General features: G+C 71.6%; 18 protein-coding genes and 2 pseudogenes. 10 read left to right on the top strand and 10 right to left on the bottom strand.

Going from position 1 to position 24,008, the window contains the following annotated elements; translation table 11 throughout:
• Positions 1-18: 18 nt before the first annotated feature.
• From ACIA8N_RS35595 to ACIA8N_RS35605, 3 genes are all read right to left on the bottom strand, one after another.
• Positions 19-855, bottom strand: coding sequence for a helix-turn-helix domain-containing protein (locus ACIA8N_RS35595; RefSeq protein ID WP_365782980.1), 837 nt, complete (start codon positions 853-855; stop codon positions 19-21).
• A 76-nt stretch (positions 856-931) separates the two neighbouring features.
• Positions 932-1,984: a peptidoglycan-binding protein gene (locus ACIA8N_RS35600; protein ID WP_365782982.1), complete on the bottom strand. Its 1,053-nt coding sequence runs from the start codon at positions 1,982-1,984 to the stop codon at positions 932-934.
• Positions 1,985-3,038: 1,054 nt separating this feature from the next.
• Positions 3,039-4,100, bottom strand: a complete 1,062-nt coding sequence (locus ACIA8N_RS35605) for a peptidoglycan-binding protein (RefSeq protein ID WP_365782984.1) — start codon at positions 4,098-4,100, stop codon at positions 3,039-3,041.
• Between the two features lie 239 nt (positions 4,101-4,339).
• On the opposite strand from ACIA8N_RS35605, the gene ACIA8N_RS35610 reads away from it, so the two are divergent.
• Positions 4,340-5,680: a peptidoglycan-binding protein gene (locus ACIA8N_RS35610; protein ID WP_365782986.1), complete on the top strand. Its 1,341-nt coding sequence runs from the start codon at positions 4,340-4,342 to the stop codon at positions 5,678-5,680.
• A gap of 42 nt (positions 5,681-5,722) precedes the next feature.
• Here ACIA8N_RS35610 and ACIA8N_RS35615 read toward each other — a convergent pair whose 3' ends face one another.
• From ACIA8N_RS35615 to ACIA8N_RS35625, 3 genes are all read right to left on the bottom strand, one after another.
• The gene (locus ACIA8N_RS35615; RefSeq protein WP_365783026.1) at positions 5,723-6,640 is read right to left on the bottom strand and encodes an NADP-dependent oxidoreductase; all 918 of its coding nucleotides are present in this window, start codon (positions 6,638-6,640) and stop codon (positions 5,723-5,725) included.
• 141 nt (positions 6,641-6,781) lie between these two features.
• A complete protein-coding gene (locus ACIA8N_RS35620; protein ID WP_365782988.1) occupies positions 6,782-8,275 on the bottom strand; it encodes a competence protein CoiA family protein in 1,494 nt (497 codons plus the stop codon).
• 83 nt (positions 8,276-8,358) lie between these two features.
• Complete coding sequence (locus ACIA8N_RS35625) at positions 8,359-8,916, bottom strand: hypothetical protein (RefSeq protein ID WP_365782990.1); 558 nt, start codon at positions 8,914-8,916, stop codon at positions 8,359-8,361.
• A 450-nt stretch (positions 8,917-9,366) separates the two neighbouring features.
• Here ACIA8N_RS35625 and ACIA8N_RS35630 point away from each other — a divergent pair, with 450 nt between their 5' ends.
• From ACIA8N_RS35630 to ACIA8N_RS35645, 4 genes are all read left to right on the top strand, one after another.
• Complete coding sequence (locus ACIA8N_RS35630) at positions 9,367-9,720, top strand: hypothetical protein (RefSeq protein WP_365782992.1); 354 nt, start codon at positions 9,367-9,369, stop codon at positions 9,718-9,720.
• Positions 9,721-9,816: 96 nt separating this feature from the next.
• On the top strand, positions 9,817-10,977 hold the full coding sequence (locus ACIA8N_RS35635) for a pyridoxal-phosphate dependent enzyme (protein ID WP_365782994.1): 1,161 nt from the start codon (positions 9,817-9,819) through the stop codon (positions 10,975-10,977).
• Positions 10,974-11,600 carry a PAS domain-containing protein gene (locus tag ACIA8N_RS35640; protein WP_365782996.1) on the top strand — a complete coding sequence of 209 codons (627 nt, stop codon included), beginning with the start codon at positions 10,974-10,976 and terminating at the stop codon, positions 11,598-11,600. The genes ACIA8N_RS35635 and ACIA8N_RS35640 overlap by 4 nt, the downstream gene beginning before the upstream one ends.
• Positions 11,601-11,606: 6 nt before the next feature.
• Positions 11,607-12,584 carry an endonuclease/exonuclease/phosphatase family protein gene (locus tag ACIA8N_RS35645; RefSeq protein ID WP_365782998.1) on the top strand — a complete coding sequence of 326 codons (978 nt, stop codon included), beginning with the start codon at positions 11,607-11,609 and terminating at the stop codon, positions 12,582-12,584.
• 8 nt (positions 12,585-12,592) lie between these two features.
• Here ACIA8N_RS35645 and ACIA8N_RS35650 read toward each other — a convergent pair.
• Together ACIA8N_RS35650 and ACIA8N_RS35655 are read right to left on the bottom strand one after the other, a co-directional pair.
• Positions 12,593-12,988, bottom strand: a pseudogene (locus tag ACIA8N_RS35650) (DNA-binding response regulator); the annotation flags it as partial.
• A pseudogene (locus tag ACIA8N_RS35655) lies at positions 12,983-13,624 on the bottom strand (MMPL family transporter); the annotation flags it as partial. The pseudogenes ACIA8N_RS35650 and ACIA8N_RS35655, both read right to left, overlap by 6 nt.
• A 346-nt stretch (positions 13,625-13,970) precedes the next feature.
• On the opposite strand from ACIA8N_RS35655, the gene ACIA8N_RS35660 reads away from it, so the two are divergent.
• From ACIA8N_RS35660 to ACIA8N_RS35675, 4 genes are all read left to right on the top strand, one after another.
• The gene (locus ACIA8N_RS35660) at positions 13,971-15,146 is read left to right on the top strand and encodes an acyl-CoA dehydrogenase family protein (RefSeq protein ID WP_365783000.1); all 1,176 of its coding nucleotides are present in this window, start codon (positions 13,971-13,973) and stop codon (positions 15,144-15,146) included.
• Positions 15,147-15,170: 24 nt separating this feature from the next.
• A complete protein-coding gene (locus ACIA8N_RS35665; RefSeq protein WP_365783002.1) occupies positions 15,171-16,418 on the top strand; it encodes a cytochrome P450 in 1,248 nt (415 codons plus the stop codon).
• 7 nt (positions 16,419-16,425) lie between these two features.
• A complete protein-coding gene (locus ACIA8N_RS35670; protein ID WP_030223317.1) occupies positions 16,426-16,638 on the top strand; it encodes a ferredoxin in 213 nt (70 codons plus the stop codon).
• A 397-nt stretch (positions 16,639-17,035) separates the two neighbouring features.
• Complete coding sequence (locus ACIA8N_RS35675) at positions 17,036-18,469, top strand: NAD(P)/FAD-dependent oxidoreductase (protein WP_365783004.1); 1,434 nt, start codon at positions 17,036-17,038, stop codon at positions 18,467-18,469.
• Positions 18,470-18,746: 277 nt separating this feature from the next.
• Here the strand turns inward: ACIA8N_RS35675 and ACIA8N_RS35680 are convergent, their stop codons facing one another.
• Positions 18,747-19,616 carry an NAD(P)-binding domain-containing protein gene (locus tag ACIA8N_RS35680; protein WP_030223323.1) on the bottom strand — a complete coding sequence of 290 codons (870 nt, stop codon included), beginning with the start codon at positions 19,614-19,616 and terminating at the stop codon, positions 18,747-18,749.
• Between the two features lie 153 nt (positions 19,617-19,769).
• On the opposite strand from ACIA8N_RS35680, the gene ACIA8N_RS35685 reads away from it, so the two are divergent.
• A complete protein-coding gene (locus tag ACIA8N_RS35685) occupies positions 19,770-20,366 on the top strand; it encodes a TetR/AcrR family transcriptional regulator (protein WP_365783006.1) in 597 nt (198 codons plus the stop codon).
• Between the two features lie 9 nt (positions 20,367-20,375).
• Here ACIA8N_RS35685 and ACIA8N_RS35690 read toward each other — a convergent pair whose 3' ends face one another.
• Positions 20,376-23,747 (bottom strand): BTAD domain-containing putative transcriptional regulator, encoded by a 3,372-nt coding sequence (locus tag ACIA8N_RS35690; protein ID WP_365783008.1) that lies wholly within the window; start codon positions 23,745-23,747, stop codon positions 20,376-20,378.
• Positions 23,748-24,008 lie beyond the last annotated feature (261 nt).

Genomic DNA, 24,008 nt, shown 5'->3' on the forward strand with positions numbered 1-24,008 from the left:
AGAAAAGGGAAGAGGCGGCTACCCGGCTCCGAGGAGGACTTCGCCGCGGCGCCAGGCCGTCGGCGAACGGCCCGTGAACTCGCGCCAGTCCCGCACGAGATGGGCCTGGTCGGCATAGCCGGAGACGGTGGCCACATCGGCCCACGGGAGCGGGTCCCGCGCCGCCGCCAGTTCGTGCGCGTGCTCGAAGCGCAGGACCCGGGCGAAGGTCTTCGGTGACAGGCCCACCTCACCGCGAAACCGCTCGGTGAGGTACCGGCGGCTCCAGCCGAGTTCCGCCGCGACCGCACCGACCTGCACGCAACCCCGCGCGGTGACGAGGCGGCGCCACGCCTCGGCCACCTCGGGGCGCACCCGGCGCACACGGTCGCCGCAGGCGCCACGGCCGACAGCCCGGAGGAGCGATTCGTCCAGCGTCGTGAACCGAGCCGCCCATGTCGTCGCCGACCGGAGCCGGTCGACCAGCTCGATGCCGAGCGCTCCGAGAAGCTCGTCGAGTGGGACCAGTCGGTGGGCGAGTTCGGCGGCGGGCATGCCGTAGACGGCCTGGGCCCCGAGCGGTGTCAGCGATACCTGCACGCCTTGCTGGCGTCCGTCGTGGTGGATCGCGACGGACCGGCACATCAGACCGCCGGCCACGCTGTTGAATCGGGTGACCGGTGACCCGTCGTCCACGCCCGCCGCCACCTCCAGAGGATCCGACAGGCTGATCACCGCAGTGAGCGCGCGGCTCGGCGGGCCGCAGTGCACCCCCGCCGGGAGCCCGCGGAGGTCGAAACCGACGTACGAGTCGACGTACTGCCGCAAGGCGGGCGCCGGACGTGCACCGATCCCGGTGGCCGTGTGGTCCTCCATTTTCGTCAGTGTACGAGGGACAGACGACTGCGGCCGCGCCCGAAGAGGGGGCGCGGCCGCGGGTACGCGGGTGGGGTTACTTCCAGGCGCAGTGGATGTGGGTGTTGTGGTCCGGGTCGCCGGGGCCGCGGACCTCGGTGGCGCCGAGGGTGGTGCAGAGCTTCATGACCTTCTTGTGGGGGGCGCCGCTGCCGACGTGGATGCCGTTGATGAAGTTGGCGTCGAAGGAGAGGCCGCGGTAGTGGCGGGAGTTCTTGCCGTGGACGCCGCCGACGAACTCGGAGATCCGCAGCTTGTATCCGTACCTGTCGTGCAGGGCGATCAGGGCGCGCAGCATACGGGGATCGAGCGGGACGCGCTTGTAGCCGACGTGGCTGTTGCCGCTGGTGGCGGCGCCGATGCCGTTGGCCATGTCGTGGATGTTCCGGTAGGCGGTGGAACGGGGGTCGACGGTCTCGGAGTGCTTGGTGGCGTAGGTGATCCCCCGCTTGGTAAGGAGCTGGCGGGCCAGGGCGGCGGGGCTGCCGGCCGGCTTGGGGGTGGTGGGCTTGGGGGTGGTGGGCTTGGGGGTGGCCGGGGTGGGCCTGGTGATCAGGGCGTTCCACGTCTTCGGGCCGACGGTGCCGTCGACCTTCAGGCCGGCCCTTGTCTGGAAGCCGCGGACCGCGGCCCTGGTGTGCCTGCCGAAGACGCCGTCGGTCTTCACGCCGAGCTGCACCTGGGCGGCCTTGACGGCCGGGCCGCGGTCGCCGAGGTTGACGGTGAGGGCGGTGAGCTTGCTCCAGGTCTTCGCCCCGACGACGCCGTCGGCCTTCAGGCCGGCGCGCTTCTGGAACTTCCCGACCGCGGCTGCGGTCTTCCTGCCGTAGATGCCGTCGGCGGACACCGCGTGGCCCCGGGCGGTCAGGAGGTACTGCACGCTCTTCACGTCCGTGCCCCGGGAGCCGGTCTTCAGCTTCGGCCACGCCCCGGTCCTGGCCATGGTGCCGGCGTGGGAGGCGCCGCGGACGACCGGCTTGCCCGACGCGTTCGCCTGGTCGCCGGTCGCGCTCACCGCGCCGAACGTGCCGCCGGCGAGGAGAACGGCCGCGAGGCCCTGGAGCAGAAGGTTCCTGGCGTTCTTACGCATCGTCATCCTCATCGGTAAGTCCCCTGTCTCCGCTCGCGGCGGAAGGGTGGGGGTGTTTCGCCGCCCGGCCGGGCGGCGCTGACGAGGTGAAGAGTCGGCGTACCGCCGTTCCTTTGAAAGCCGGATCCGCGTTCCAGGTGTTCCATCTGTTCCGGGCTCGCGCCGGCCCGTTCCGCAGGGCTATGACCTGGAGAAACAGGACGGTGGAACGCATGGCTCTGCGCACAAGCTGTGGCACCGGTCACGGATGAGCGCGGGCACCGGATGGCCGGTAGACCGGCTCGCGGCGCTGGCGGCCTCACTCGCGGCGCGCGGTCTACCGGCTCCCCGCACAGGGGCGTGGGCCCGTAGACCGCCGCGACATACGGGCGTGCGGCGGCCCCCTGCGGCACGCCGGGCAACTATTCGCCAGGGTTGGCCAGGGTGCGCCCGGTGTTCCGCCATCGGTGGGCGGGTGTCAAGTAGACGTAGGACGCCCCGATCCGAGGATGGGGGCGCCTTCGTGTCGGCTGGAGTCTTTTGGAGGGAGGTGAACATGCGAAAGCGGGTCAAGCGCCCGGGCCAGCGCAAGAGGATCGGCCCGGACATCCGAGCGCAGGTGGTCATTGCTGTGCTCGGCGCGGTCACATCGATCGCGGGGTGTGTGGCGCAGTTCGCGCGCTAGGAGCGCTGTGGGCGGGTGGATACCGGACGGCAAGTCGTGGCCTGAGTGAAGCGGGCCCGACCGGCACATGATCGGCCGGACCCACCTCGACGCCTCGCACACCGTGGCCGGGGTTCTGGTGGCACCCAGAGCCCCGGCCACTTCGTGTGTACGGCCTCCGGAGGAACTGGAGGGGCGCCTCCGTGTTCCGATTATGGTGTTCCTCCCCGATGGACGGCCCCCTAGCGAACCCGGGTTCCGACTGGCGCGCCATGGCGAATTGCGCCCCATAAAATACCTATTCGGTAGCTCATAGGCGATGTATGCCGTTTCGAGGTCGTCACTGGAATGGGAACGCCGACCGCCCCCGGCAGGTGCTGCCGGGGGCGGTTCGGGCAAGGTGGGGCCGGGTCAGCTGACGTAGAGGGTCAGGTTCTTGGGCCAGCGGGCCTGGTCGAGGCGCTTGAAGAGGTCCTTGATGTCAGTGGGCGTGAGCTTGATGCAGCCGAGGGACTTGTAGTCGTCGGCGTTCTCCCAGCGGTCGGAGTCGTCGCGGTTGGGGTCGTCCTCGCCCTGGCCGCCGGTGCGGGTCATCTCGCTGTGGATGAACAGGTCGGTACGGGTGACGCGCTGCTGCTTCGTGCCGGCCTTGGGCCGGCAGGGCTTGTCGGGGAGCTGGATGGCGTAGCCGTCGATGGCGTTGCCGTCGCGGTTGGTGAAGTGCCCCTGGACCTTGTACGAGCCGCTGGGCAGCCAGCCCACTTCCGAGGCGCACTCGTCCTTGTTCTTGCCGGAGCCGGCGCGCCAGGACTTCAGGGTCTTGCCGTCGCGGACGAGGGAGAGCTTGGAGTAGGTGGGGTACTTCCAGTTCTTCTCGAACTGGAGGGAGTAGCCCTTGATGACCGGCTTGGCGCTGGAGCCGGTGATCAGGGAGTTCCACGTCCTGGCGTCGACGACGGCGTTGCCCGGCAGGTTCTTCTTGGTCTGGAAGGTGCGGACGGCGGCCGCGGTCTTCTTGCCGTAGACGCCGTCGGCCTTCACGCCGAGCTGGACCTGGGCGGCCTTGACCGCGGACCCCTTGGCGCCGGAGCGGAGGGTGAGGGCGGTCAGCTTCGCCCACGTCTTCGGTCCGACGGCCCCGTCGGCCTTCAGGCCGGCCCGCTTCTGGAACTTCGCGACGGCGGCCGCGGTGTGCTTGCCGTAGACGCCGTCGGCCTTCACGGCGTGGCCGCGGGCGGCGAGGAGGTGCTGGACGGTGAAGACGTCCGTACCCCGGGACCCGGTCTTCAGCACCGGCCACACGCCCCGGAAGCCGGCGGGTTCGGTGGCGGTGCCGTGAGATCCGGCCCGGGGGCCGGGCTTCGTGGAGGCGTTGGCCTCATCGCCGGTGGTGTTCACCGCGCCGAGCACACCGCCGGCAAGGAGCACACCCGCGAGGCTCTGCAGCAGAAGGTTCCTGACGTTCTTTCGCATCTTCATCCCTCGATCACGTGACCCGCCTTCCCGCTGGTGCGGGAGGCGTGGGAGCGGTTACGCCGCCCGGCCGGGCGGCGCTGACGGAAGGAAGATTCGGGGTACCGCCGTTCCATCGGTAGCCTGATCCACTGTTCCAGTCGTTCCGCGCGTTCCAGTCGTTCCGCATGGCCTGCGACCTGCGAGAACAGAGAGCTGGAACGCCCGGTTTCCCGTGATCGTGTCGAGAGGGACGCGTGTTGTCCGAGGACGAGGGGCGCCCGAGAGGCGACCTGCCGGAAGTCGAGGCCCTCCGGGCCGAACTGGTACGGATCAAAGAGGAGAAGAAACTCTCCCTGACCGGCCTCGCCCGCGACAGCGAGATCTCCCGGTCGACCTGGAACCGGGTGCTGAAAGGCGAGTCGTTCCCGCCCCGCAAGGAGATCGAGCGGCTCAGCAGGAAACCCCGGTTCGAAGCGCAGCATCTGGTGGGGCTGTGGGAGGCCGCCGACGCGGCCATCAAGCAGGCCGACGCCGCGGCGGGCGGCGCCGGTCCCGTGGCCGCAGCCACGGCCACAGCCACGGCCGCCGTCCCGAGCGGCGATGCCACAGAACCTGGCGAGCTGCCCCTCCCGGGCACCACCACGGTGGCCGGGACCGGAGGAACTGCCGCTCCACCAGTTCCGGCCGACCACGAGGAGGACAGCTCCGCCGAGTCGGCGGCAGCCGCTTCCCCGCCGTCCCCCGTCACAGACACCCACGCCTCCGACGGGCGACCCACGGCGGGCGGGGAGCGCAGCGCCGCTCAGCCCGCCTCGGCACCGGGCCCGGCGGAGGTCGGCGTCGTCCGTCCGGTCCCCGCACCGGCGCCCGCCACCAAGACCGGGAAGAGCGCCAAGCTGCTGATCACACTCCTGGCGCTCACGGTGGTGCTCCTCATCGGTCGCTGGGCCGCTATGCCTGACCCTGACAAGAACGACATCGCGGCTCCCCGGGCCGGCGGTGAAGCCTCGCCCGGTGACATCGGGGGCGCCGGCGAAGGTAGTGGCACGGGCGACGAGCAGTCGCTCCAGGACGCAGCCCAGCCCTCCGGCGGCCCGACGACAGCGGGCGACGGCAAACCGCAGGACCTCCCCGCCGCCGGCCCCGGCGACAGCGGATCCCCCGGGCCCGGGACGTCGTCCGGCGTCGCGAACACCGCTCCCCCGGCCGACCAGGCGCCACGGGACGAGGCCCCCTCCTCTTCGGTCCCGACCACAGCACCGCAGACGGCGACGCCTACAGCGGCAACGACCGAGCCCGCGACGACACCGACGACAGCCGCGTCGCTCGGCGAGGAAGGGCGTACCGCATGCGCCCACTACAAGCCCAACCGTCGCGTGATCCTGGCCAAGGGCATGGTCGGCACCAACGTCGCCCAGGTCCAGTGCCTCCTCAACCACAACTACGACTACACCCTCGCCGAAGACGGCAGGTTCGGCGCCGACACCGAGACCGCCGTCAAGGCCGTCCAGCGTTGCTCCGGCATTCCCGTCGACGGCCAGGTCGGCCCCACCACCTGGAAATACCTCGACTACCCCAGACCCGCCTGCGGCCACTGACCCCTCCGGCTTCCGCCACACCGATACGGCGCGAACACGGGTTCAGATCTCGATGACGATCTTTCCCGCGGTGTGGCCTTCCTGGCTGAGGGCGAAGGCCGCTCCGAGTTCGGCGAGCGGGAACGTCGCAGCGACGTCGACCGTGAGACGGCCCTCGTCCGAGAGCCTGCCCAGAGCTGCGAGGTCCTCGCCGGACGGCCTGACCCACATCCACTGACCGCCCGCGCCGAGCACGGTGTGGTCGGTGATGGAGGCGTGCCGCCCGCCTTCGGCCAGGACGGCCAGGGTGGTCTCGAGGACCCCGCCCACGAAGTCGGCGACGACGGTGACTCCGTCCGGAGCCAGTGCGCGGACGCGTTCGGTCAGCCCGTCCCCGTAGGCGACGGGCTCGCAGCCGAACCCGCGCAACCGGTCGTGGTTGCGCGGGGAGGCGGTGCCGATGACCCGTGCGCCGAGCGCCCGGGCGAGCTGGACGCCGAAGGACCCGACACCGCCGGCCGCACCGTGCACGAGGACGGTGTCGTCGGCCGCCGTACCCAGACGCGTGAGGAGCTGGTAGGCGGTCAGGCCGGCCAGCGGCAGCCCGGCGGCCTGTGCCCAGTTCAACGAGGCGGGCTTGGCGGCAAGGGCGCGGACGGGCACGCTGACGTACTCCGCGAAGGTGCCGCCGTGCACGTAGTCCTTGCGGGCGTAGGCCATGACCTCGTCACCGACCGCGAACTCGGGTACGTCGATGCCGACCCTCTCGACGGTGCCGCTGACGTCCCAGCCCGGGACCGCCGGGTGGACGACGTCCATCAGGCTGTCGAGCCCGCCCGCCATGATCTTCCAGTCGACCGGGTTGACCGCGGCGCACCGGACCTTGACGAGGACCTCCCCAGGGGCGACCTTCGGCAGTGGCAGCCGGGTCTCGCGGAGCACCTCCGTCCCACCATAGGTCTCGTACGCCATCGCCCTCATGGTGTCCTCGGACATCCCGCAACCTTTCCCTGTGCCGTTCGCTGCGCCGTCTCATCTGAGCACGGCACGTCCCGGACGCGTCGAACGACTCGCTCGCACCCGGCGAGCGGTACTCGCGGAACATGAGGCGACATCAGGCCGTCATGCCGTGCGGCGCCACGGCTTGTCGTACGGGCCGCCGCAGGCGTGGCAGGAAGCGGTGTAGAGCGCGGCGGCCGGGGTCATACGGTCGGCGGGTTCGGCAGGGCGGGGCAGGCCGGAGATCGTCACCGACAGCTCCGGCTCCGGGCACCGGCAGGGGCCGCCCGAGGGCCGGCAGCGTGGTACGGCCGCCTTGGCAGCGGCCTTTCCGGCGGGCTTTCCGGCGGGCTTTCCGGCGGGCTTGGGGGCCGGGGCGACGGTGTACGCAATCCGCCAGCCGTCGATGGGTATCTTCCTGCGGCGCCGGGTGTTGCGGTCGAACCGCTGGGCGTCCTTGACCGTCTCGAACACCAGCAGCATCCCGGCCAGCAGCCGGAACGCCTCGCCGTTGACCAATGCCGACTCCGGGGCGAGGACCGCGACGGGTACGCCGTCGGGACCGATCAGCGGCGTGCCGCCGGCCCACCGGCGGTCATTGAGGCTCAGGCCCGCGGTCGCGGTGATGCCGTGTTCGCGGGCCAGGTGGTCCACCGCCTGCCGCAGGCCCCTGCGGGTCATGAGCTGCGCCTGCCACCTCGCCCCGGCCGGGGTGCCGTGCAGCCGGCGTGCGTCCGCCTCCGCCTTCGTGGCCCGCTCCAGCGCCGCCCGGCGCGAGGCGGCGTTCTTCTTGTCGGTCTCGGCGCGCTTCTTCGCCGCCTTCGCCTGGTAGCGGGCCCGTTGTTCCTCCAGCTCGCGCTGCCGCCTGTCCTCCTCCACCAGGTAGGTGTCCTCGGCGGCTGTGTACTGCGGTGCCGTCCAGACGTGCGCGAGCTGCCGCAGCGGGTAGCCGAGTGCCGTACGCGGGGCGTGGGAGACGACCTTGCCGGTGAAGACCCAGCGCAGGAAGTCGGTCAAGGTCGCCCCGGGCGGTACCGACCAGCCGCTGCCGGTGAATTTCACCAGGCCCTCGGCGACGACCAGGCCGCCGCCGTCCGCCGCGGCCAGTCGTATGGAGGGCACCGTGCCCAGCCACGGGGGCCGGGGCCGGTCGCTGAACCAGCACGAGGCGACGCCGTCCTCGCGCATCCGCGCCGTGCGGGCGGTGACGTCCGCCGCGGTGATCGGGGAGAGCTGGGCCTCCAGCGCGATCCGCCACGACCCGGCCGGATCGGTGGCCAGCACGTCCGCGCGCCAGGAGCCGTCCGGCGCCCGGACCTCCAGCTCGGCGTGGGCGCCCGCGTCCCGTGCGGCGTTGGCGAGTTCGAGCTTGAGCAGGTGGTGCGCCTCCGACTCGCCCTGGCGGGCGATCTCGCAGTCCGGGGCGTGCGGGGCGTGGGCGAAGAACTTGAGCCCGCTGTGGGAGGTCTTCGCGTGCATCGGGTGCCCGCACTCGGCGCAGCTGATCGGCGCGGGCGGACGCACCTTCCACACCGACTCCCACGCCTGCCCGCACCCCAGATCGGGCAGGTGCGCGAAGACGGTTCCCCACTCGGCGTGCATGGCCCGGAACGCCATGGTTCCCCCCTCTGAACGGCGATCAGCTCAGAGTCTCGCGGCCACCACTGACAGTCGGCACCGTGGGATTCGGACAAGCCGTGTCAGCGGCCGTATGTGCTGCGGCAGAGGTCCGCCGCGCCCATCGGTGCGCCGATCCGGCCGGCCTCGCGGCAGAGCGACCGCATGTCGGGGGCCTGACCGGCCGACGGCTGCCGGCGGCGAGCGGCGGGCCGCTGCTTCTCCTTGGGGGCCTGGACTTTCGGAATCACCCTCCTGGTGGTCGGCTTCGACGGCTTCGGGTTCTTCCGCTTCACCTTCGTCTCGGGGGCGGCGGCGGGGCGTTCGCGAGGCTGCGTGCGGCGGTCGGACGGGGCGGTGTCCGGCCGTGCACGGGGGCGCCCCGCGGGGACGGCGGCCGCGGGAGCCGCGGTTTTCGCGCGCTCGGGCGCGGGGCGGGGGTCGGTGGTGGTGAGTTCCTCGCGCGGGGCGGCCTGGGTGGGCTCCGGCCAGGTGGGGAGCGGGGCCGGGGGACGGTCGGCGGCGGGCGCGAGTCCTGCGGGGCGGGCGGGGGCGGCGGGGGCCGGGGCGTGGGGGACGGCCACGCATCCGCTGGTGAGGAGCGCGGCGAGGATGAGGAGCGTCGTACGGCGGGGGTGCATGGGATCACGCTGCCGGAGGCGTCATGGGACGGCGGGCGGCGCGGCCCGGGTCCACCCTGACGAGTGCACGGCTCCGGTTGGTGGACGTGACCGCGCCCCTGACAGGGGACACAGGGGAGGCAGGGGGCGCGGTGCGAGACGGGTTCGGGCGCTGCACCCGTCACGGGGTGGGGAACCGTTCCCCCGGAACCTGCGTGAAGCCTTGATGGTGAAGTCGGCTGGTGGGGGGATCTGATGAGAACGCAGGCGATGGTGCGCGCGGTGGTATCGGCCTGTGTCGTGCTGGCGGCGTGCGCCTGCGGTCCGGGGAAGTCGGAGGAGGACGCGGCCACGAAACCTTCGCGGCAGCCGTCCGCGTCCACGGCGGCGAAACAGCCGTCGGCCGTGCCGTCCCCCTCCGCCGGCACCGGGAAGCCGTCGGCCGCCGCTACCGGCAAGCAGCCCGCGCCCATGACGAAAGAGCGCGCGATCCAACGGTACGAGCAGTACCTCCACGGCCTCGGGCACGAGGACATCGGCACGGTCTGCGAAGTGGCCGGGCCGGGCGCGAAGAAGGCACAGGATCAGGGGTTCGGCCCGTGCACGTCGACGTACGTCATCGTGTTCCAGATGATCTCGCCCGAGCAGAAGAAGGCCCTGCGAACCGCGACGGTCGATCCGCAGCGGGTCGTCGTCCGCACCCTCGAAAAGATCGAGATGCCGCTCGAAGCGGTCAGGTCCTCCGCCACCTTCACCGAGAGCGACCTCGGCAGCTACACCCTGGAGTACCTCAAGAACGACTACTACATCACCGACGGACAGTGACCCGCCGTCAGCATTTGGACTTTCTGTTTATATTTGGATGCGGCGTCTAGGATGGGAGGGACGACAGTACCCCGCGAGTAGAAGTCGGAAGCGACCATGACAGCCGAACAGCACCTCGACGCCGTCGGTCTGTACGACCGGTCCGGGCAGCGGTACTCCCTGGACGATCCCCGTTGGCGCGGTGAGGACGGCAGTCCGCTCGCCGTCGGTGCGCTGCCAGGGCTCCGGCCTGGGCAGATCGACACCGCCGAGCGGTCCCTGTGGCGCTATCACGCCGTCCTGCCGGTCCCGTTCGCCCGGCGGGTGAGCCTGGGTGAGGGGTGTACGCCGATGGTCCCCCTGGAGTGGGGCGGGCGGCGCGTCCACTTCAAGTTGGAGTGGTTCAACCCGACCTCCAGCTTCAAGGACCGGGGCGTGTCGGTGATGGTGTCCCACCTCGTGGCGCACGGCGTCGACCGCGTCCTCGATGACAGCTCCGGCAACGGCGGTGCCGCGGTGGCCGCCTACGCCGCCGCCGCCGGTATCCGCGCCAAGATCATCGTTCCCGCCGCCACCTCGGCCGCCAAGATCCTCCAGGCCCGCGCCCACGGAGCCGAGATCGAGCTCGTGGGCGGCACCCGCGACGAGGTCTCGGACGAGGCGATCCGGCAGTCGGAGCGGATCCCCTACGCCAGCCACAACTGGCACCCCATGTTCATCCAGGGCACCAAGACCGTCGCCTACGAGATGTGGGAGTCCCTCGGCTTCACCGCGCCCGACAACGTCGTCCTCGTGGCCGGGGCCGGCAGCAACGTCATCGGGTGCGACCTCGCCTTCGGCGAACTGCTCGCCGCCGGCCAGATCGACAGGCGTCCACGCCTGTTCGTCGGGCAGCCCGAGCACTGGGCAACCATCGCCGACACGTTCAACGGCATCGACCCGGCCGGCCGCGGCGAGCGGGTGCCGACGATCGCCGAGGGCGCGTCCATCGCCCATCCGGTCCGGCTGCCCGAGGCCGTGGAGGCCATCCGCCGCTCCGGCGGCGGCGCCTGCGCCGTCTCCGAGGCGCGGATCCACGCCGCGGTCCGCGCGCTGAGCGCGCGAGGCCTGTACGTCGAGCCGACCAGCGGCGTCGCCGCGGCGGCCCTCGATCACTTCCTCGCGTCCGGGCAGATCGCTCCGGACGAGACCACCGTGGTCGTGCTCACCGGTGCGGGGCTGAAGTCCGCCGAGAAGATGGCCGCCGTGTTCGCGCAGGAACCGGGCGGCGCCCGATGACCCACGACGAGCACCTCCTGCAGGAGGCCGAGCGCATCGCCGTCGCCGTCGGGCGCATGTTCCCCGGCCTGTGCGAGGTCGTCCTGCACGATCTGCGCCGTCCTGACCACGCCATCCGCGTCATCGAGAACAACCTGTCCGGCCGCCAGGTCGGCGACTCCGCCACCGAGCTGGGCCTGCGCCGCATCGCCGACCCCGACTACCCCGGCGTCATCCAGAACTACGGCAACCGGTTCCCCGACGGACGTCCGGCCAAAAGCACCTCGATCGGCATCAAGAACGCCGAGGGACGTTATGTCGCGGCCCTGTGCCTGAACCTCGACGTCAGCACGCTGTCGCCGCTGGCCCTCACCCTGGCCAACCTCGTCGCCGCGGACGTCGCCCACCAGGGCGACGCCGCCCTGGAGACGCTGCGCGACCGCACCGGACGCGAACTCCGCTCGGCCATCGACTCCTTCGCGGCCGAGCGCTCCAGCACCCCGCGCGGTCTTCCCCGTGACCAGAAGCGCGAGCTGGTGCGGCAGCTGCGTCGCGAGGGCTTCTTCGAGACCCGGAGCTCCGCACAGCTCATCGCCGACCAGCTCGGCGTCTCCCGGGCGACCGTCTACAACTACTCGAAGTAATACCGAATGGACGAGCGGAGGACATGGCGGGTGGAGGCGACGGTGCCCTGGTGGGAGCGATCGGCCTGGGCTCGGGGGCGGGTGTGCGCCGCGTCCGCCGTGTTGCTCGCCGGCCTTCTGGCGTTCCACCGGGTGGTGCCCAACTCGGTGGGACGGGTCGGCAGTCTGCTGGAGACCTTTCTGCCGTGGCTCTGGCTCGTCGTCGTGGCCCTGTTCGGGCTCGCGCTGTCGCGCCGCTCCGTCACCGCGCTGGTGGCCCTGCTCCTGCCGGTCGCCGTCTGGACGTATCTCTTCGGGGGGCTGCTCCTGCCCGGCGAAGAGTCCGGCCACGACCTGGTCGTGGTGCAGCACAACGTCAGTGACGTGAATCCCGATCCCGCCGGTACCGCGCTCGCGCTGGCCGGCGGCCGGCCCGATCTCATCGCGCTGCAGGAGCTGGTGCATCCTGCGCTCGCCGTCTACGAGAAGACGCTCGCCCCCGCCTACCCGTACCACGCCGTCCACGGCACCGTCGGGCTCTGGTCGAAGCATCCGCTGACCGGTGACCGGCCGCTGGACGTCAGGCCGCGGGGGATCGCCGGGCCCTGGAGCCGGGGGCTGCGGGCCGTGGTCCGCACGCCGGGTGGTGACATCGCCGTGTACGTCGCGCATCTGCCCTCCGTACGCGTCCGGGCCAGTGGCCTCGCGTCCTCCTGGCGCGACGAGAGCGCCGGTCTCCTCGGCGCGGCCGTCGCGGCCGAGAAGGTGGAGAGGGTGATCCTGCTCGGCGATCTCAACGGCACGGTCGACGACCGCGGGCTCGCCCCGCTGACCTCACGGATGAACGTGGCGGAGCGGGGCCTCGCCTTCAGCTTCCCCGCCGCCTTCCCCGTGGCCCGGATCGACCAGGTCATGGCCCGCTCGGCCACCGTCGGCCGCCTTCGGACCCTGCCCGCCACCGGCAGCGACCACCTGCCGGTCGTCGGGAGGGTCACCCTGCGGTAGTTCCGGCGGGTCACCAGGCCTGATTCGTACGCGATGATGACCAGTTGGGCCCGGTCCCTCGCGGACAGCTTTCCCATGATGCGGCTGACGTGGGTCTTCGCCGTGAGGGGGGAGAGACTCAGGGATTCCGCGATCTCCGTGTTGTTCAGGCCCCTCGCCGCCAGTGCCAGGACCTGGCGTTCGCGGTCCGTGAGGCCCTCCGGGCCGCCCGTCTTCAGGGTGTCCGGCAGGGCGAGCGCCCGGGCTATCAGCCGGGACGTCGGGCCCGGTGACGGCAGGGCCTCGCCCGCCGCGACCGTGCGGATCGCGGCGAGGAGCTCCGCCGGGTGGATGTACTTGACGACGAAGCCCGACGCGCCCGCCCGCAGGGCCCGCATGACGTGTTCGTCGGTGTCGTACGTGGTGTCGAAGCCCTGGTGGAGGGCGTAGGTGACGGCCTTGGAGAGGAAGTCGGCGACGCCGTCGACGACCAGGGGGACGAGCCAGAGGAAGGGGCTGCGGTAGATGACGATCAGGAGGATCGCGACGATGGCGACCATGGTGTAGAGGAGCGGGCCGTCGAGGGAGTCGTAGACCTCGGCGGCGTCGGTGGCGAGGGCGCCGGGGCCGCCGACCTCGCCGCTCACCGTCGCGCGGACGTCGTGGACGAAGGCGTCCCTGGCGGTCTCGTCCGTGCCCGGTTCGGTGCTGGAGACGGCGTACAGGAGGGTGGTGCCGTCCTCGGAGGGGACGGCCTGCGGCGGCGCGGTGAGCGGGTGTTCGGCCGCGACCTGTCGTACTTCGCGGGCGGCGGTGGCCTTGTCGGCGGAGGTCAGTCCGCCGTCGCGGTGGTAGACGAGGACGAGGTCGGTGGAGTCGCCGCCGGGCATCCGCTCCATGATGTTCGCGACCTGGGTCGAGTCGGCGCTCGCGGGCAGGTAGTCGACGGCGCGGTCGCGCTGTACGTCGGCGAGCTTTCCGGCCAGGGGTGCGGCGAGGGCCATGACGATCACCCACAGGGTCAGCACCCCCCAGCCGATGGTCCTCTTGCGGCCCTCCATCGGGGCCTCCCTTCATCGGTCCTCTTCGGGTCGCTCCCAGATTCCCGCTGTTCGGGGGGCGATTCCTCGGGCTGAAGGCCGAGGTGAGAGGTACTTCGCGCGGTGGTGCGGGGCGGTGACTACTCCCGGGGGAGTACGGACGTGTGCACCGCCGACGGCCGGGCGCGGGGGCGTGAGCGCCCTTCCGCGCGGCCTCCGCCACGGTCCCGTGCAGTGATCGGGGGATGACTGCGGAATGTGTGGGGACTTCGGCCAAATAGCTAGAGTTGGCCCGTCGCAAGGCGCCAGCACTGGATCGTTCACGCCTATTCGGCGCACCGATCCGATATTCCCGGAGGAAGGAAGAATGACAACATTCGACACTGCCGCAACTGGCGTCCTCGATGCAGTCAAGGAAATCATCCCCACCCTGCGCAGCAACGGTCTTGAGACCGAAAAGCAGCGGAGGCTCCCTGACGAGAACATCGCCCTTCTCGAAAAGGCCGGCGTCTTCAGGATCGCCGTTCCCGAGCGTTTCGGCGGCCTGGACCTGCCGGTGGCCGACCAGTCCGAGATCCTGTCGGAGATCGCACGCGGTGACGGTTCGTCGGGCTGGGTGGCGATGGTGTGGGTGTCCACCGCCTGGATCGCCACGCTGTACCCGGACAAGGCCCAGGAGGAGATCTTCGCGGGCGGATCCGTCCGGATCTCCGGCGGGTTCACCCCGTCGGGCACGCTCAAGGAGGTCGACGGCGGGTACCTGCTCAACGGGACCTGGCGCTTCAACACCGGTGTCGGCGGCGCGGACTGGAACGTCCACGCGGCGCTGGTCGAGCGTGCGGACGGGCAGCACGAGGAGCTCTTCGCGATCGTGCCGCGCGCGGACGTCGACGTCGCCGACGACTGGGACGTCTTCGGCGCGTCCGGCACGGGCAGTGCGACCTCCACCGTGAAGGACCTGTTCGTGCCGGCCCACCGCGTGGTGGACGCCGCCGTGTTCGACGCCTCGACGCGTGACCGGTGGAACGCCGACGTGAACGGCCGCAACTACGGCCTGACCAGCTACGTCCTGGCGACCTGCGCGCCGGTGTACATCGGTCTCGCCAAGGCCGCCGTGGAGATCTTCACGGAGCGGACGCCCGGCAAGGCCGTCGCCTACACCGAGTGGACGGACCAGGCCCAGCACCCGCACACGCACATCCAGCTGGCTGTCGCCGCCAACAAGGTCGCCGCGTGCGAGGCGCTCGCCGGGAAGTGGCTGTCGGTCATGCAGAGCCGCGAGGACGCGGGCCAGAAGCTCAGCGTCGAGGAGAAGGCCGAGATCCGCGGCCAGGTCGGCTACGTGGTGCAGACGACGAAGGAAGCGGTCGAGACGCTCTACGCCATCAGCTCGGCGTCGACGATCCTGCGGAGCAACCCCTTCCAGCGGGTCTTCCGCGACATCACCGCGCTGTCGCTCCACGGCCTGCTCACTCCGGTGCCCTCCCTGGAGGCGCACGGCCGCGTCCTGCTGGGGCTCGAGCCCCGTACCGATTACATCTGACCGGTCGGATTCAGGAGGCACCACATGACCAGAACGCAAGAGGCTCCGACGCTCTTCGATTCCGCGTACTACCAGGATCCCTATTCGGTGTACGACTGGCTCCGGGTGAATTCTCCGGTCCATTCGTTCCGTTTCCCCGTCGGTGACGTACCGATGGTCTTCCTCTCCCGGTACGACGATGTCAAGGAGCTGCTGACCGATCAGCGGTTCAGCAATGACGGCGCCGCCTATGGCAGTGAGCAGTTCAAGCAGTCCGGAATGATATTCGGGGCCGACACGCTGATCGGCCGCATTCTCACGGTGCTCGACCCGCCGGACCACACCCGTGTCCGCAAGCTGGCGATGGGGGCGTTCACGCCTCGTCGCGCGGCCACGTGGACGGAGCCGGTCGAGCGCATCGTGCAGGAGGCGCTGGACGACCTGGCGAAGTCGGACCGCCCCGACGTCATGGACTTCGCGAGCAAGATCCCGGCGGTCGTGACCGGTGAGATCCTCGGCTTCCCGCTGGACCGGTTCGCCGACATGCTCCACGCCATCGAGCGCGCCTTCCGTGCCGAGCCGGACAACCCGAACAACGAGGCCGAGGTCTCGGCGGCGTTCGAGGAGATCGTCACCTACGGCCGTGAGCTGATCGTCGAGAAGCGCCGCAACCCCGGCGACGACCTGACGTCCGTGTTCATCCAGGCGCGGGACGGCGAGGACCGTCTGACCGAGGACGAGCTGGTCTCCATGGTCGCCGTGATGATCATGGCGGGGATCGACACCACCCGGAACCTGATCGGCTCCGCCGTCCTCGGGCTGCTCGACCACCCGGAGCAGCGGAAGCTGCTGGTCGACAACGAGGCGCTGGCGGGTCCCGCGGTCGAGGAGTTCCTGCGCTACGACGGGGCCTTCTGCGTCGGCCTGTTCCGCATCGCCAAGGAGGACCTGGTCCTCAAGGGCGTTCCGGTGCCCGCCGGCACCCCCGTGGTCGCCGGCCTCCAGGCCGCCAACCACGACCCGGAGAAGTACTCCGAGCCCAACCGCCTGGACATCACCCGCGAGGGCCCGCGGCACCTGGCCCTCGGCCATGGGCTGCACAACTGCATGGGTGCGGCCCTGGCCCGCCTGGAGACCGGCATCGCGGTCCCGGCGCTGCTGCGCCGCTTCCCGCAGATGCGGCTCTCGATTCCGCGTTCGGAGGTCCTGTTCGAGGAGAACTGGCTGCTGCGCAGCCTCCCGAACCTTCCCGTGGACCTGTACGGCGACGGGCCTCGCCCCGCCGCCAAGTGAGGGACCGATGACACACAAGCTCTCCGTCGACAAGACCGTCTGCACCGGGGCGGGCACCTGTGAGGCGATGCACCCGAAGCTGTTCCGGGTGGTCCCCGAGGGGTACGCGGTCGCGCTCAAGACCGAGCTCGACGACCCGGCGGACGTCACGGACGCGAGCAACGTCCTGGACGTCTGCCCGACCGAGGCGATCCTGCTGACCCTGGCGGGAGACGCGTAACAGCAACGAGCAACGAGCACGAGAACGAGCGGGGGCGGCGCCTACAGGCGCCGCCCCCGTCTGTCGTACGGCGGTCTCGGTTTTCCGTAGCCTCGCAGGTCAGCGAGGTATTGGCTCGTTCCGTACCGGGGTCGCGCCCCCGCCCTCGACGGTGGCCGGAATCCGGCATTCCTGGTGGGCCTCCGACGATGATCCGCCGCATACCGGAGGATGACTCTCCGTAGAGGGCGACGTCGTTTCCAGTGGATATGTTTTCGGTCAACACGCCGGGCAAGCAGGCATGTTCACGCCGCCCCGGCACACGCGGAAGGCGCGGAGTGACGGACCGTAGTCAGACAAACACGGCTGTCGAATCGCACTGCGGTGTCCAGAAAGCACCCACCACGAAGGAATCCATGTGAATCGTCATGGCGGAAATGACGCCCTCTCCTCGGACCGGACCATTGGCCGCCGGTCGCTGCTGAAGGCGGCAGGTGCCACGGCCCTCGCTTCCACGCTCGCCGCCACCACGGTCGGGCAGGCCTCGGCCACGGAGGAGCTGGCCTGGGACGCGATCGTCATCGGCGCCGGCTACGCGGGTGGCACGGCCGCCCGCGAGCTGGCGGCCAAGGGCATGAGGACCCTCGTGCTCGAGGCCCGGGACCGTATCGGCGGCCGTATATGGACCGGCTCCTTCGCCGGCGAGCAGGTCGAGATCGGTGGCGGCTGGTTCGGCCCCGGCCAGACCAACGTGGAGCGCGAGCTCCTGCGCTACAACATCACCACCAGCCACGACGTGGCGGCCACCCGTGCGGTCATGCCGAGCGGCACCGGCTTCACGAGCCAGGCCCCGGCGGACGCCTTCGGCCATCTCGGCACGCTCTTCGGCCAGTTCTACGCCGGCTCCGAGACGTACTTCGAGCGTCCCCTGGAGCCGCTGTACCGCCAGGACCTGCTGGCGAGCGTGGACGCCACCTCGCTGGCCGCCCGGCTGGGCCAGCTGGGCCTCTCGGCCACCGACCAGAAGTGGATCAACGGTTCCACCTCGGTCTTCGCCGGCGGCCCCAGCTCCACCGGCGGCCTGTCGGGCATGGCTCAGTGGTACCAGCTCGCCGGCGGTACGTACGACGGCTTCCTGTCGACCATGAGCCTCAAGCCCGCGGGCGGCATGATCTCCCTGCTCCAGGCGATGCTCGCGGGGTCCACCGCCAAGGTCCGGTACAACTCGCCGGTCACGGCGATCACTCAGGGCAGCACCGGCCTCACCACGGTCAAGACCGCCGCCGGCGTGTCCTTCCGGGCTCCCGTGGTCGTCGTCGCCGTGCCGGTGAACGTCTGGCGGACCATCACCTTCAACCCGGGCCTGCCCAAGGTGCACGCCGACGCGGCCCTCGAAGGCGTCGGGGTGCCGACCGCCACCAAGATCTGGCTGCAGGTGCGGGGCGTCTCCGACGCCGTCTACGCCCAGGCGCCCGAGGGCTCCCCGATCCTGATGATGCTGCCGCAGAAGCAGCTCGCCGACGGCAGCCGGCTCTACGTGGCCTTCGCCGGGGCCGGGCTCAACGTCTCAGACGCCGCGGCGGTCCAGACGGCCGTGCGGAACCTGGTACCGGAAGCCACCGTGGCCAGCTACCGGGCCATGCAGTGGGGCAAGGACACGTACACGCGCGGTGGCTGGGGCCTGCGCAAGCCGGGGCAGCTGCTGCGTCAGCTGCCGTCCATCCAGCAGCCGCACGGGAGCATGGTGTTCGCGGGCGCGGACATCGCCAGCGGCTGGTACGGGGCGTTCGTGGAAGGCGCCATCGAGTCCGGCCTCAGGGCCGCGCAGCAGGCCGCGGTCATCGCCGGCTGACGGACGGACGACGGGGAGCCCCCGGCCGGGGGCTCCCCCACCCCGCCGCCCTGGACCGGCGGAGTGCGCGCGCCTCACGTGCCCGGCCTGATCCGGACGACAGGCCCAGGGCCCGGACCACCTCCGAGGAGGTGGTCCGGGCCCTGCCGCGTGCCACGTGCACCGGGGGCATCGCCCTGGCCCGACGGGGGATCAACGGCCAGGGCGATGCGCATAGGGGATGGGGGAAGGGGTGGGGGGACGGCCACCCCGGAGGCGGACCTACTTCCTTGCGGACCTACTTCTTCTTGAGGAGTTCCACCAGGCTGGAGAAGCTGTCGGCCTCGTGCCCGGCGTTCATCCCGCGGCGGAAGAGCTCGACCACCATGGCCGGCAGGGCGGTGTCGACGCCCGCGTCGGCGTTGGTGTGCAGGACGTGCTCGACGCTGGCCATGCCCATCGCCAGGCGGTCCACGTCGCCGCTGTGGTCACCCGCGTCGATGCGCTTGGTGTAGAACTCGATGAAGTTCGGCATCGCGGCCATCGTCGCGTTGGCGTGCGGGAGGATGTCCTCCGCCTTGATGCCGTTGGCGTCGGCGAGGGCGACCGCCTGCCAGTAGCTGAGCATGGACGTCCAGAACATCACCATGCCGATCTGGTACATCAGCGCGGCGAGGCCGGGCTCCTCGCCCCGGTAGTCCGTGCTGGTCAGGGTCTCGAGGGTGGCGCGGTGCCGGTCGAAGGCCTCGCGCGGCCCGCTGTAGAAGGTGTACGACTCGCTGCTGCCGATGCCCGACGGCGGTACGGTGACCCCGCCCGTGATGTGGATGCCGCCGTGTCCGGCGATCCAGCTCGCACCCGCGCGGGTCTTCTCGGGCGTGTCCGAGCTGAGGTTGACGATCACCCGGCCGGCCAGCGCGCCGGTCGCGGGCTCCAGGACCTTGTACATCGCCTCGTAGTCGGTGAGGCTCAGGATCACCAGGTCGTTGGCCTTGACGGCGGCCTCGATGCTGGGCGCCAGCACCGCTCCCCCGGCGACGAGGTCGTCGGCGCGGGAGGCGGTGCGGTTCCAGACGGTGACGGCATGCCCTGCGTCGAGGAAGGCCCGGGCCATTGCCTGCCCCATGGGGCCGAGTCCGACGACGGTCACAGCCTGCTTGGTGCTCACTGGGAAATCCTTTGCTTTCGGGTAAGGACGGCATTGCTCCGGACGGCGTTTCGACTACTCACCCCACGGGAATAAAACGAACGCTCTATCCAGCGGCTTGGTGTAAACGTAACACAGCTCTAGAGCGAGCGCTCTATCTAGTACTCTGGCGCCATGGAGAATCAGCCAGGCACCCGGGACCGCATCGTCATCGCGGCGGCAAGCCTTCTGCAGCGCCAGGGCTACGTGGGCACGGCGATCAAGCAGATCGCCAAGGAGGCGAACGCCACGCTCGGCTCCGTCTACCACTTCTTCCCAGGCGGCAAGGAGGCCGTCGCGGTCGCCGCGATCAGGCACGGCGAGGGGGAGTTCGCGAGCGTCCTGCGCACCGCGCTGGACAGCCGGGAGGAGCCCGGCGCGGCCGTCGACGCCTGCGCCCGCGAACTGGCCGAAAATCTACGGAAGTCGGGGTGGACCGACGGCTGCCCCGTCACCGCGGCGGCCCTGGAGACCCTGGGCACCGACTCCGACATCCAGCAGGCGTGCGCGGCCGCCCTGCGTAACTGGGAACACCTGGTCGCGGAACGCCTGATCCGTTCCGGCTTCTCCGCCGCGGACGCCCGCGACCTGGCCACGACGGTCATCAGCGCCCTCGAAGGCGCCGAGGTGGCCTCCCAGGTCCGCCGCAGCGAGGACCCCCTGCACACCACGGGCCGTCACCTCGCCCGCCTGGTGGACTCCTACCCGACAGGACCCGCCGCTCAGGACTGACGGGAAGCGTCAGGCTCCTGCCGGCTCCTCAAGGAGGGCCGGGTCCCGGGCGTCCATGTCGCGGCCCGTGGCGAACTCGGCGGCGTAGCGGGCGTCGCCGAGGGCCGTGCGGACGGTCGTGGTGATGCGGTCGACGTCCCCGCTCTCGGTACGGGGCAGGGGGCGGCCGACGGAGGCGCGGGCGGCGGTGGCGGCGCCCAGGAGCCGGGCGGCGTGGGCGTGGCGGCCCGTCAGGGCGCTGGTGCCCGCCAGGCCTTCGAGGGCGAGGGCGAGGGCGCGGGGGTCGCCGGTCTCGCGGGCGGCGGCGTAGCCGGCCAGGTGGCGTTCGCGGGCGGTGGCGGCGTCGCCGCGCTGTTCGGCGATGAAGCCGAGCTCGGCCATGACGAGGGCGGTGCCGAGGTCGCCGTAGACGGCGCGCAGCCAGTCGAGCCACTTGGTGAGGTGGGCCTCGGCGTCATCGAGCCGGCCTTCGCGGCGGGCGACGAGGGCGAGGCCGGTCTCGGCGAACTGTTCGCCGCGTTTGTGGGCCTGGTCGGCGGCGAGGCGCAGCCCTCGCTCGTGGAAGGTGCGGGCGTCGGCGTGGTCGCCGGTGAGCAGGGCGATGCGGCCGAGTCCCGACCACTTGTAGGAGGCGTCCGTCCAGAGGCCCAGCTCTTCGGCCATGCGGAGGCCTTCGCGGTGCATGCGGGTGGCCTCGGCGTAGTCCTCGTGGATCTCGGCGAGTGAGGCGAGGGTGTCTCCGGCTCTCAACTGCCCCCAGCGGTCGCCGAGTTCGCGGAAGAGGGCGAGGCTGACGCCCGCGTCGTCGGCGGCGGCGGGGAAGTCGCCGCGGATGAGGGCGTGGCCGGCGGTGACGGCGAGGGTCGCGGCTCTGCCCCAGGGGTCGCCGAGTTCCTCGAAGGCGGCGAGGGCGGCGGTGACCCTGTCCTGGTTGGAGGCGAGGTCGCCGGAGCCGTAGAGGGTGAAGGAGAGCAGCCAGAGGGCGTGGGCCCGGTCGCAGGGGTCGGTGATGTGCTCGACGAGGGGGAAGGCGCGGGCGGCGGCCGCGGGGCCTTCGGCGTCGCCCGAGTGGAGGGCGAGGGCGGCGCGGCGGACGGTGGCGTCGGCGCGGTGCGCGCGGCAGACGTCGGTCTCCTCGGCCGGGACGGCGAGGGCGGTGTCGAAGGAGCGGAGGGCCTCGCCGAGGCGGCCGCGCAGGAACCAGTGCCAGGACTGGGCGATGACGAGGCGCAGGGCGTCGTCGGCGGCGCCGGTGCGCAGGCAGGTCTCCAGGACGGCGCGGAGGTTGCCGGCCTCGGCGTCGAGGCGCTCGAGCCAGGTGCGCTGCTCACGGCCGCGCAGGAGGGGGGCGGCGGTCTCGGCGAGCGCCAGGTAGTGGCGGGCGTGGCGGCGGCGTACGGCGGTGGTCTCGCCGGCGTCGTCGAGGCGTTCGAGGCCGTACGCGGCGACGGATTCGAGGAGCCGGTAGCGGACGCCGCCGGGGGTGTCGGCGGCGACGACGAGGGAGCGGTCGACGAGGCGGGCGAGGAGGTCGAGGACGTCCTCCTCCATGACGCCGTCGCCGGCGCAGACGGCCTCGGCCGCGTCGAGGGTGCAGCCGTCGGCGTGGACGCTGAGGCGGCGCAGCACGGTCTGCTCGGCGTCGGTGAGGAGTTCCCAGCTCCAGTCGATGACGGCGCGCAGGGTGCGCTGGCGGGCGGGGGCGTCGCGGCGGGCGCCGGCGAGGAGGCGGAACCGGTCGTCGAGGCGGGCCGCGAGCGCGTGCGCGCCGAGGGAGCGGACGCGGGTGGCGGCGAGTTCGAGGGCGAGCGGGATGCCGTCGAGGCGGCGGCAGATGGCGGCGACGGCGGGGGCGTTGTCGGCGGTGAGGGCGAAGCCGGGGTCGGCGGCCTGGGCGCGGGAGACGAAGAGCTGGACGGCCCCGGCCCGGCGGAGGGTCTCGGGTCCGGTGGCGGTGGCGTCGGGGAGGCCGAGCGGTCCGACGGGGCGCAGGTGTTCGCCCGCGATGCCGAGGGGTTCCTGGCTGGTGGCGAGGATGCGCAGGTGGGGGGCGCGGGCGAGGAGGGTGCCGGTGAGTTCGGCGACGGCGTCGACGATGTGTTCGCAGTTGTCGAGGAGGAGCAGGGCGCGTTTGGCGCGCAGGGCGGTGGCGAGGCGTTCGGCCGGGGTGTCGGGGCGGCCCGCGGTGTCGGCGGTGGGGTCGGGGGCGGTGTCGTCGCGCATGCCGAGGGCGGCGGCGATGAGGTGGGCCGTGCCGGAGACGCCGCCGGAGGTCTCGGTCTTGGCGGCGGGGCCGCTGAGTTCGACGAGCCAGACGCCGTCGGGGTGGGCGTCGGCGGTCTGGGCGGCCGCTTCGAGGGCGAGGCGGGTCTTGCCGACGCCGCCGGGTCCGGTGAGGGTGACCAGGCGCCGGGTGCCGAGCAGGGTGTGGAGTGCGGCGAGGTCGTCGGCGCGGCCGACGAGGTCCGTGAGGGGGGCGGGCAGGTTGCCGCGGGGCCGGGACGGGGTGGCGGTGGCAGGACCGGCGGGGGTGGCGGGCGCGGCGGGGCCGTGAGGGGCGAGGGTGGGACCGGCGGGGCCGGGACCGGCGAGGGTGGGACCGGCGAGGGTGGGACCGGCGAGGGCGGGAGCGGCGAGGGCGGGGTCCTGCTGGAGGATCGACCGCTGCAGGGCGATGAGTTCGGCGCCGGGGTCGATGCCGAGTTCGTCGCGGAGCCGGGTGCGGAGCCGCGCGTAGCCGTCGAGGGCGTCCTTCTGGCGGCCGGAGCGGTAGAGGGCGCGCAGGTGGATGGCGTGGAGGCGTTCGCGCAGCGGGTGGGCGGCGGCGAGGCCGGCGAGCTCGTCGGCGAGCAGGTGGTGTTCGCCGAGTTCGAGGCGGGCGGCGGCCTGTTCCTCCAGGGCGGACACGCGGTGTTCGCCGAGGTGCTGGGCGGCCCTGCGGGCGAAGGGCTCGTCCTCGAACTCGGTGTAGGCGGGCCCGCGCCACAGGGCGAGCGCGTCGGTGAGGAGGTCGACCTTGCGGCGGGGGTCGGTGGTGGCGCGCGCCTGGGCCGTCAGGTCCTCGAAGCGGCCGGCGTCGATCATGTCGGGGGTGGCGTCGAGGAGGTAGCCGGGAGCGCGGGAGACGACGAGGGCGCGTCCGCCGGGTTCGGCCTCCTCCAGGGTGCGGCGGAGCTGCCACACCTTGGTCTGGAGGGCCGCGGCGGGTTTGCCGGGGAGGTCCTCGCCCCACATGTCGTCGAGGAGCCGGTCCGTGGAGACGGGACGGCCGGCGTGTATGAGGAGGTCGGCGAGGAGGGCGCGGACCTTGGGTTCCCCCACGGCGACCGGTCTGCCGTCCGTGGTCCACACCTCAAGGAGACCGAGTACCCGAAAGCGCATGGCCGCACAGTAGCCCAGCCGTCGTGGGGCGGGGGTGCGGTGGTCGGGGCGGGTCCGTGAGGCGCCGTGAGCGGCCGTGAGCGCCCGTGAGCGGGCGAAGTGACATTCGGGAGTGCGCCGTGAGGATGCCGAGAGAAGCAGGGGTCAGGGTGGTTCTCATAAAGCCGTCGTAAGGGGAAGTGGAACGGCGGCCGGCACGCAGTGACTCCACAACGTTCGGTACCCCGGAGGGGGTTCCGGAACGTCGGGAGATCCGCAGAT

The organism is Streptomyces sp. NPDC051822, from assembly GCF_044452745.1.
Classification (GTDB): domain Bacteria; phylum Actinomycetota; class Actinomycetes; order Streptomycetales; family Streptomycetaceae; genus Streptomyces.

Coding starts and splice junctions, on each gene's coding strand:
- ACIA8N_RS35645 (WP_365782998.1), top strand. CDS start 11,607: ATGGACGAGCGGAGGACATGGCGGGTGGAGGCGACGGTGCCCTGGTGG.
- ACIA8N_RS35595 (WP_365782980.1), bottom strand. CDS start 855: ATGGAGGACCACACGGCCACCGGGATCGGTGCACGTCCGGCGCCCGCC.
- ACIA8N_RS35605 (WP_365782984.1), bottom strand. CDS start 4,100: ATGCGAAAGAACGTCAGGAACCTTCTGCTGCAGAGCCTCGCGGGTGTG.
- ACIA8N_RS35600 (WP_365782982.1), bottom strand. CDS start 1,984: ATGCGTAAGAACGCCAGGAACCTTCTGCTCCAGGGCCTCGCGGCCGTT.
- ACIA8N_RS35615 (WP_365783026.1), bottom strand. CDS start 6,640: ATGAGGGCGATGGCGTACGAGACCTATGGTGGGACGGAGGTGCTCCGC.
- ACIA8N_RS35625 (WP_365782990.1), bottom strand. CDS start 8,916: ATGCACCCCCGCCGTACGACGCTCCTCATCCTCGCCGCGCTCCTCACC.
- ACIA8N_RS35670 (WP_030223317.1), top strand. CDS start 16,426: ATGACACACAAGCTCTCCGTCGACAAGACCGTCTGCACCGGGGCGGGC.
- ACIA8N_RS35630 (WP_365782992.1), top strand. CDS start 9,367: ATGACGAAAGAGCGCGCGATCCAACGGTACGAGCAGTACCTCCACGGC.
- ACIA8N_RS35690 (WP_365783008.1), bottom strand. CDS start 23,747: ATGCGCTTTCGGGTACTCGGTCTCCTTGAGGTGTGGACCACGGACGGC.
- ACIA8N_RS35640 (WP_365782996.1), top strand. CDS start 10,974: ATGACCCACGACGAGCACCTCCTGCAGGAGGCCGAGCGCATCGCCGTC.
- ACIA8N_RS35665 (WP_365783002.1), top strand. CDS start 15,171: ATGACCAGAACGCAAGAGGCTCCGACGCTCTTCGATTCCGCGTACTAC.
- ACIA8N_RS35635 (WP_365782994.1), top strand. CDS start 9,817: ATGACAGCCGAACAGCACCTCGACGCCGTCGGTCTGTACGACCGGTCC.
- ACIA8N_RS35685 (WP_365783006.1), top strand. CDS start 19,770: ATGGAGAATCAGCCAGGCACCCGGGACCGCATCGTCATCGCGGCGGCA.
- ACIA8N_RS35660 (WP_365783000.1), top strand. CDS start 13,971: ATGACAACATTCGACACTGCCGCAACTGGCGTCCTCGATGCAGTCAAG.
- ACIA8N_RS35620 (WP_365782988.1), bottom strand. CDS start 8,275: ATGGCGTTCCGGGCCATGCACGCCGAGTGGGGAACCGTCTTCGCGCAC.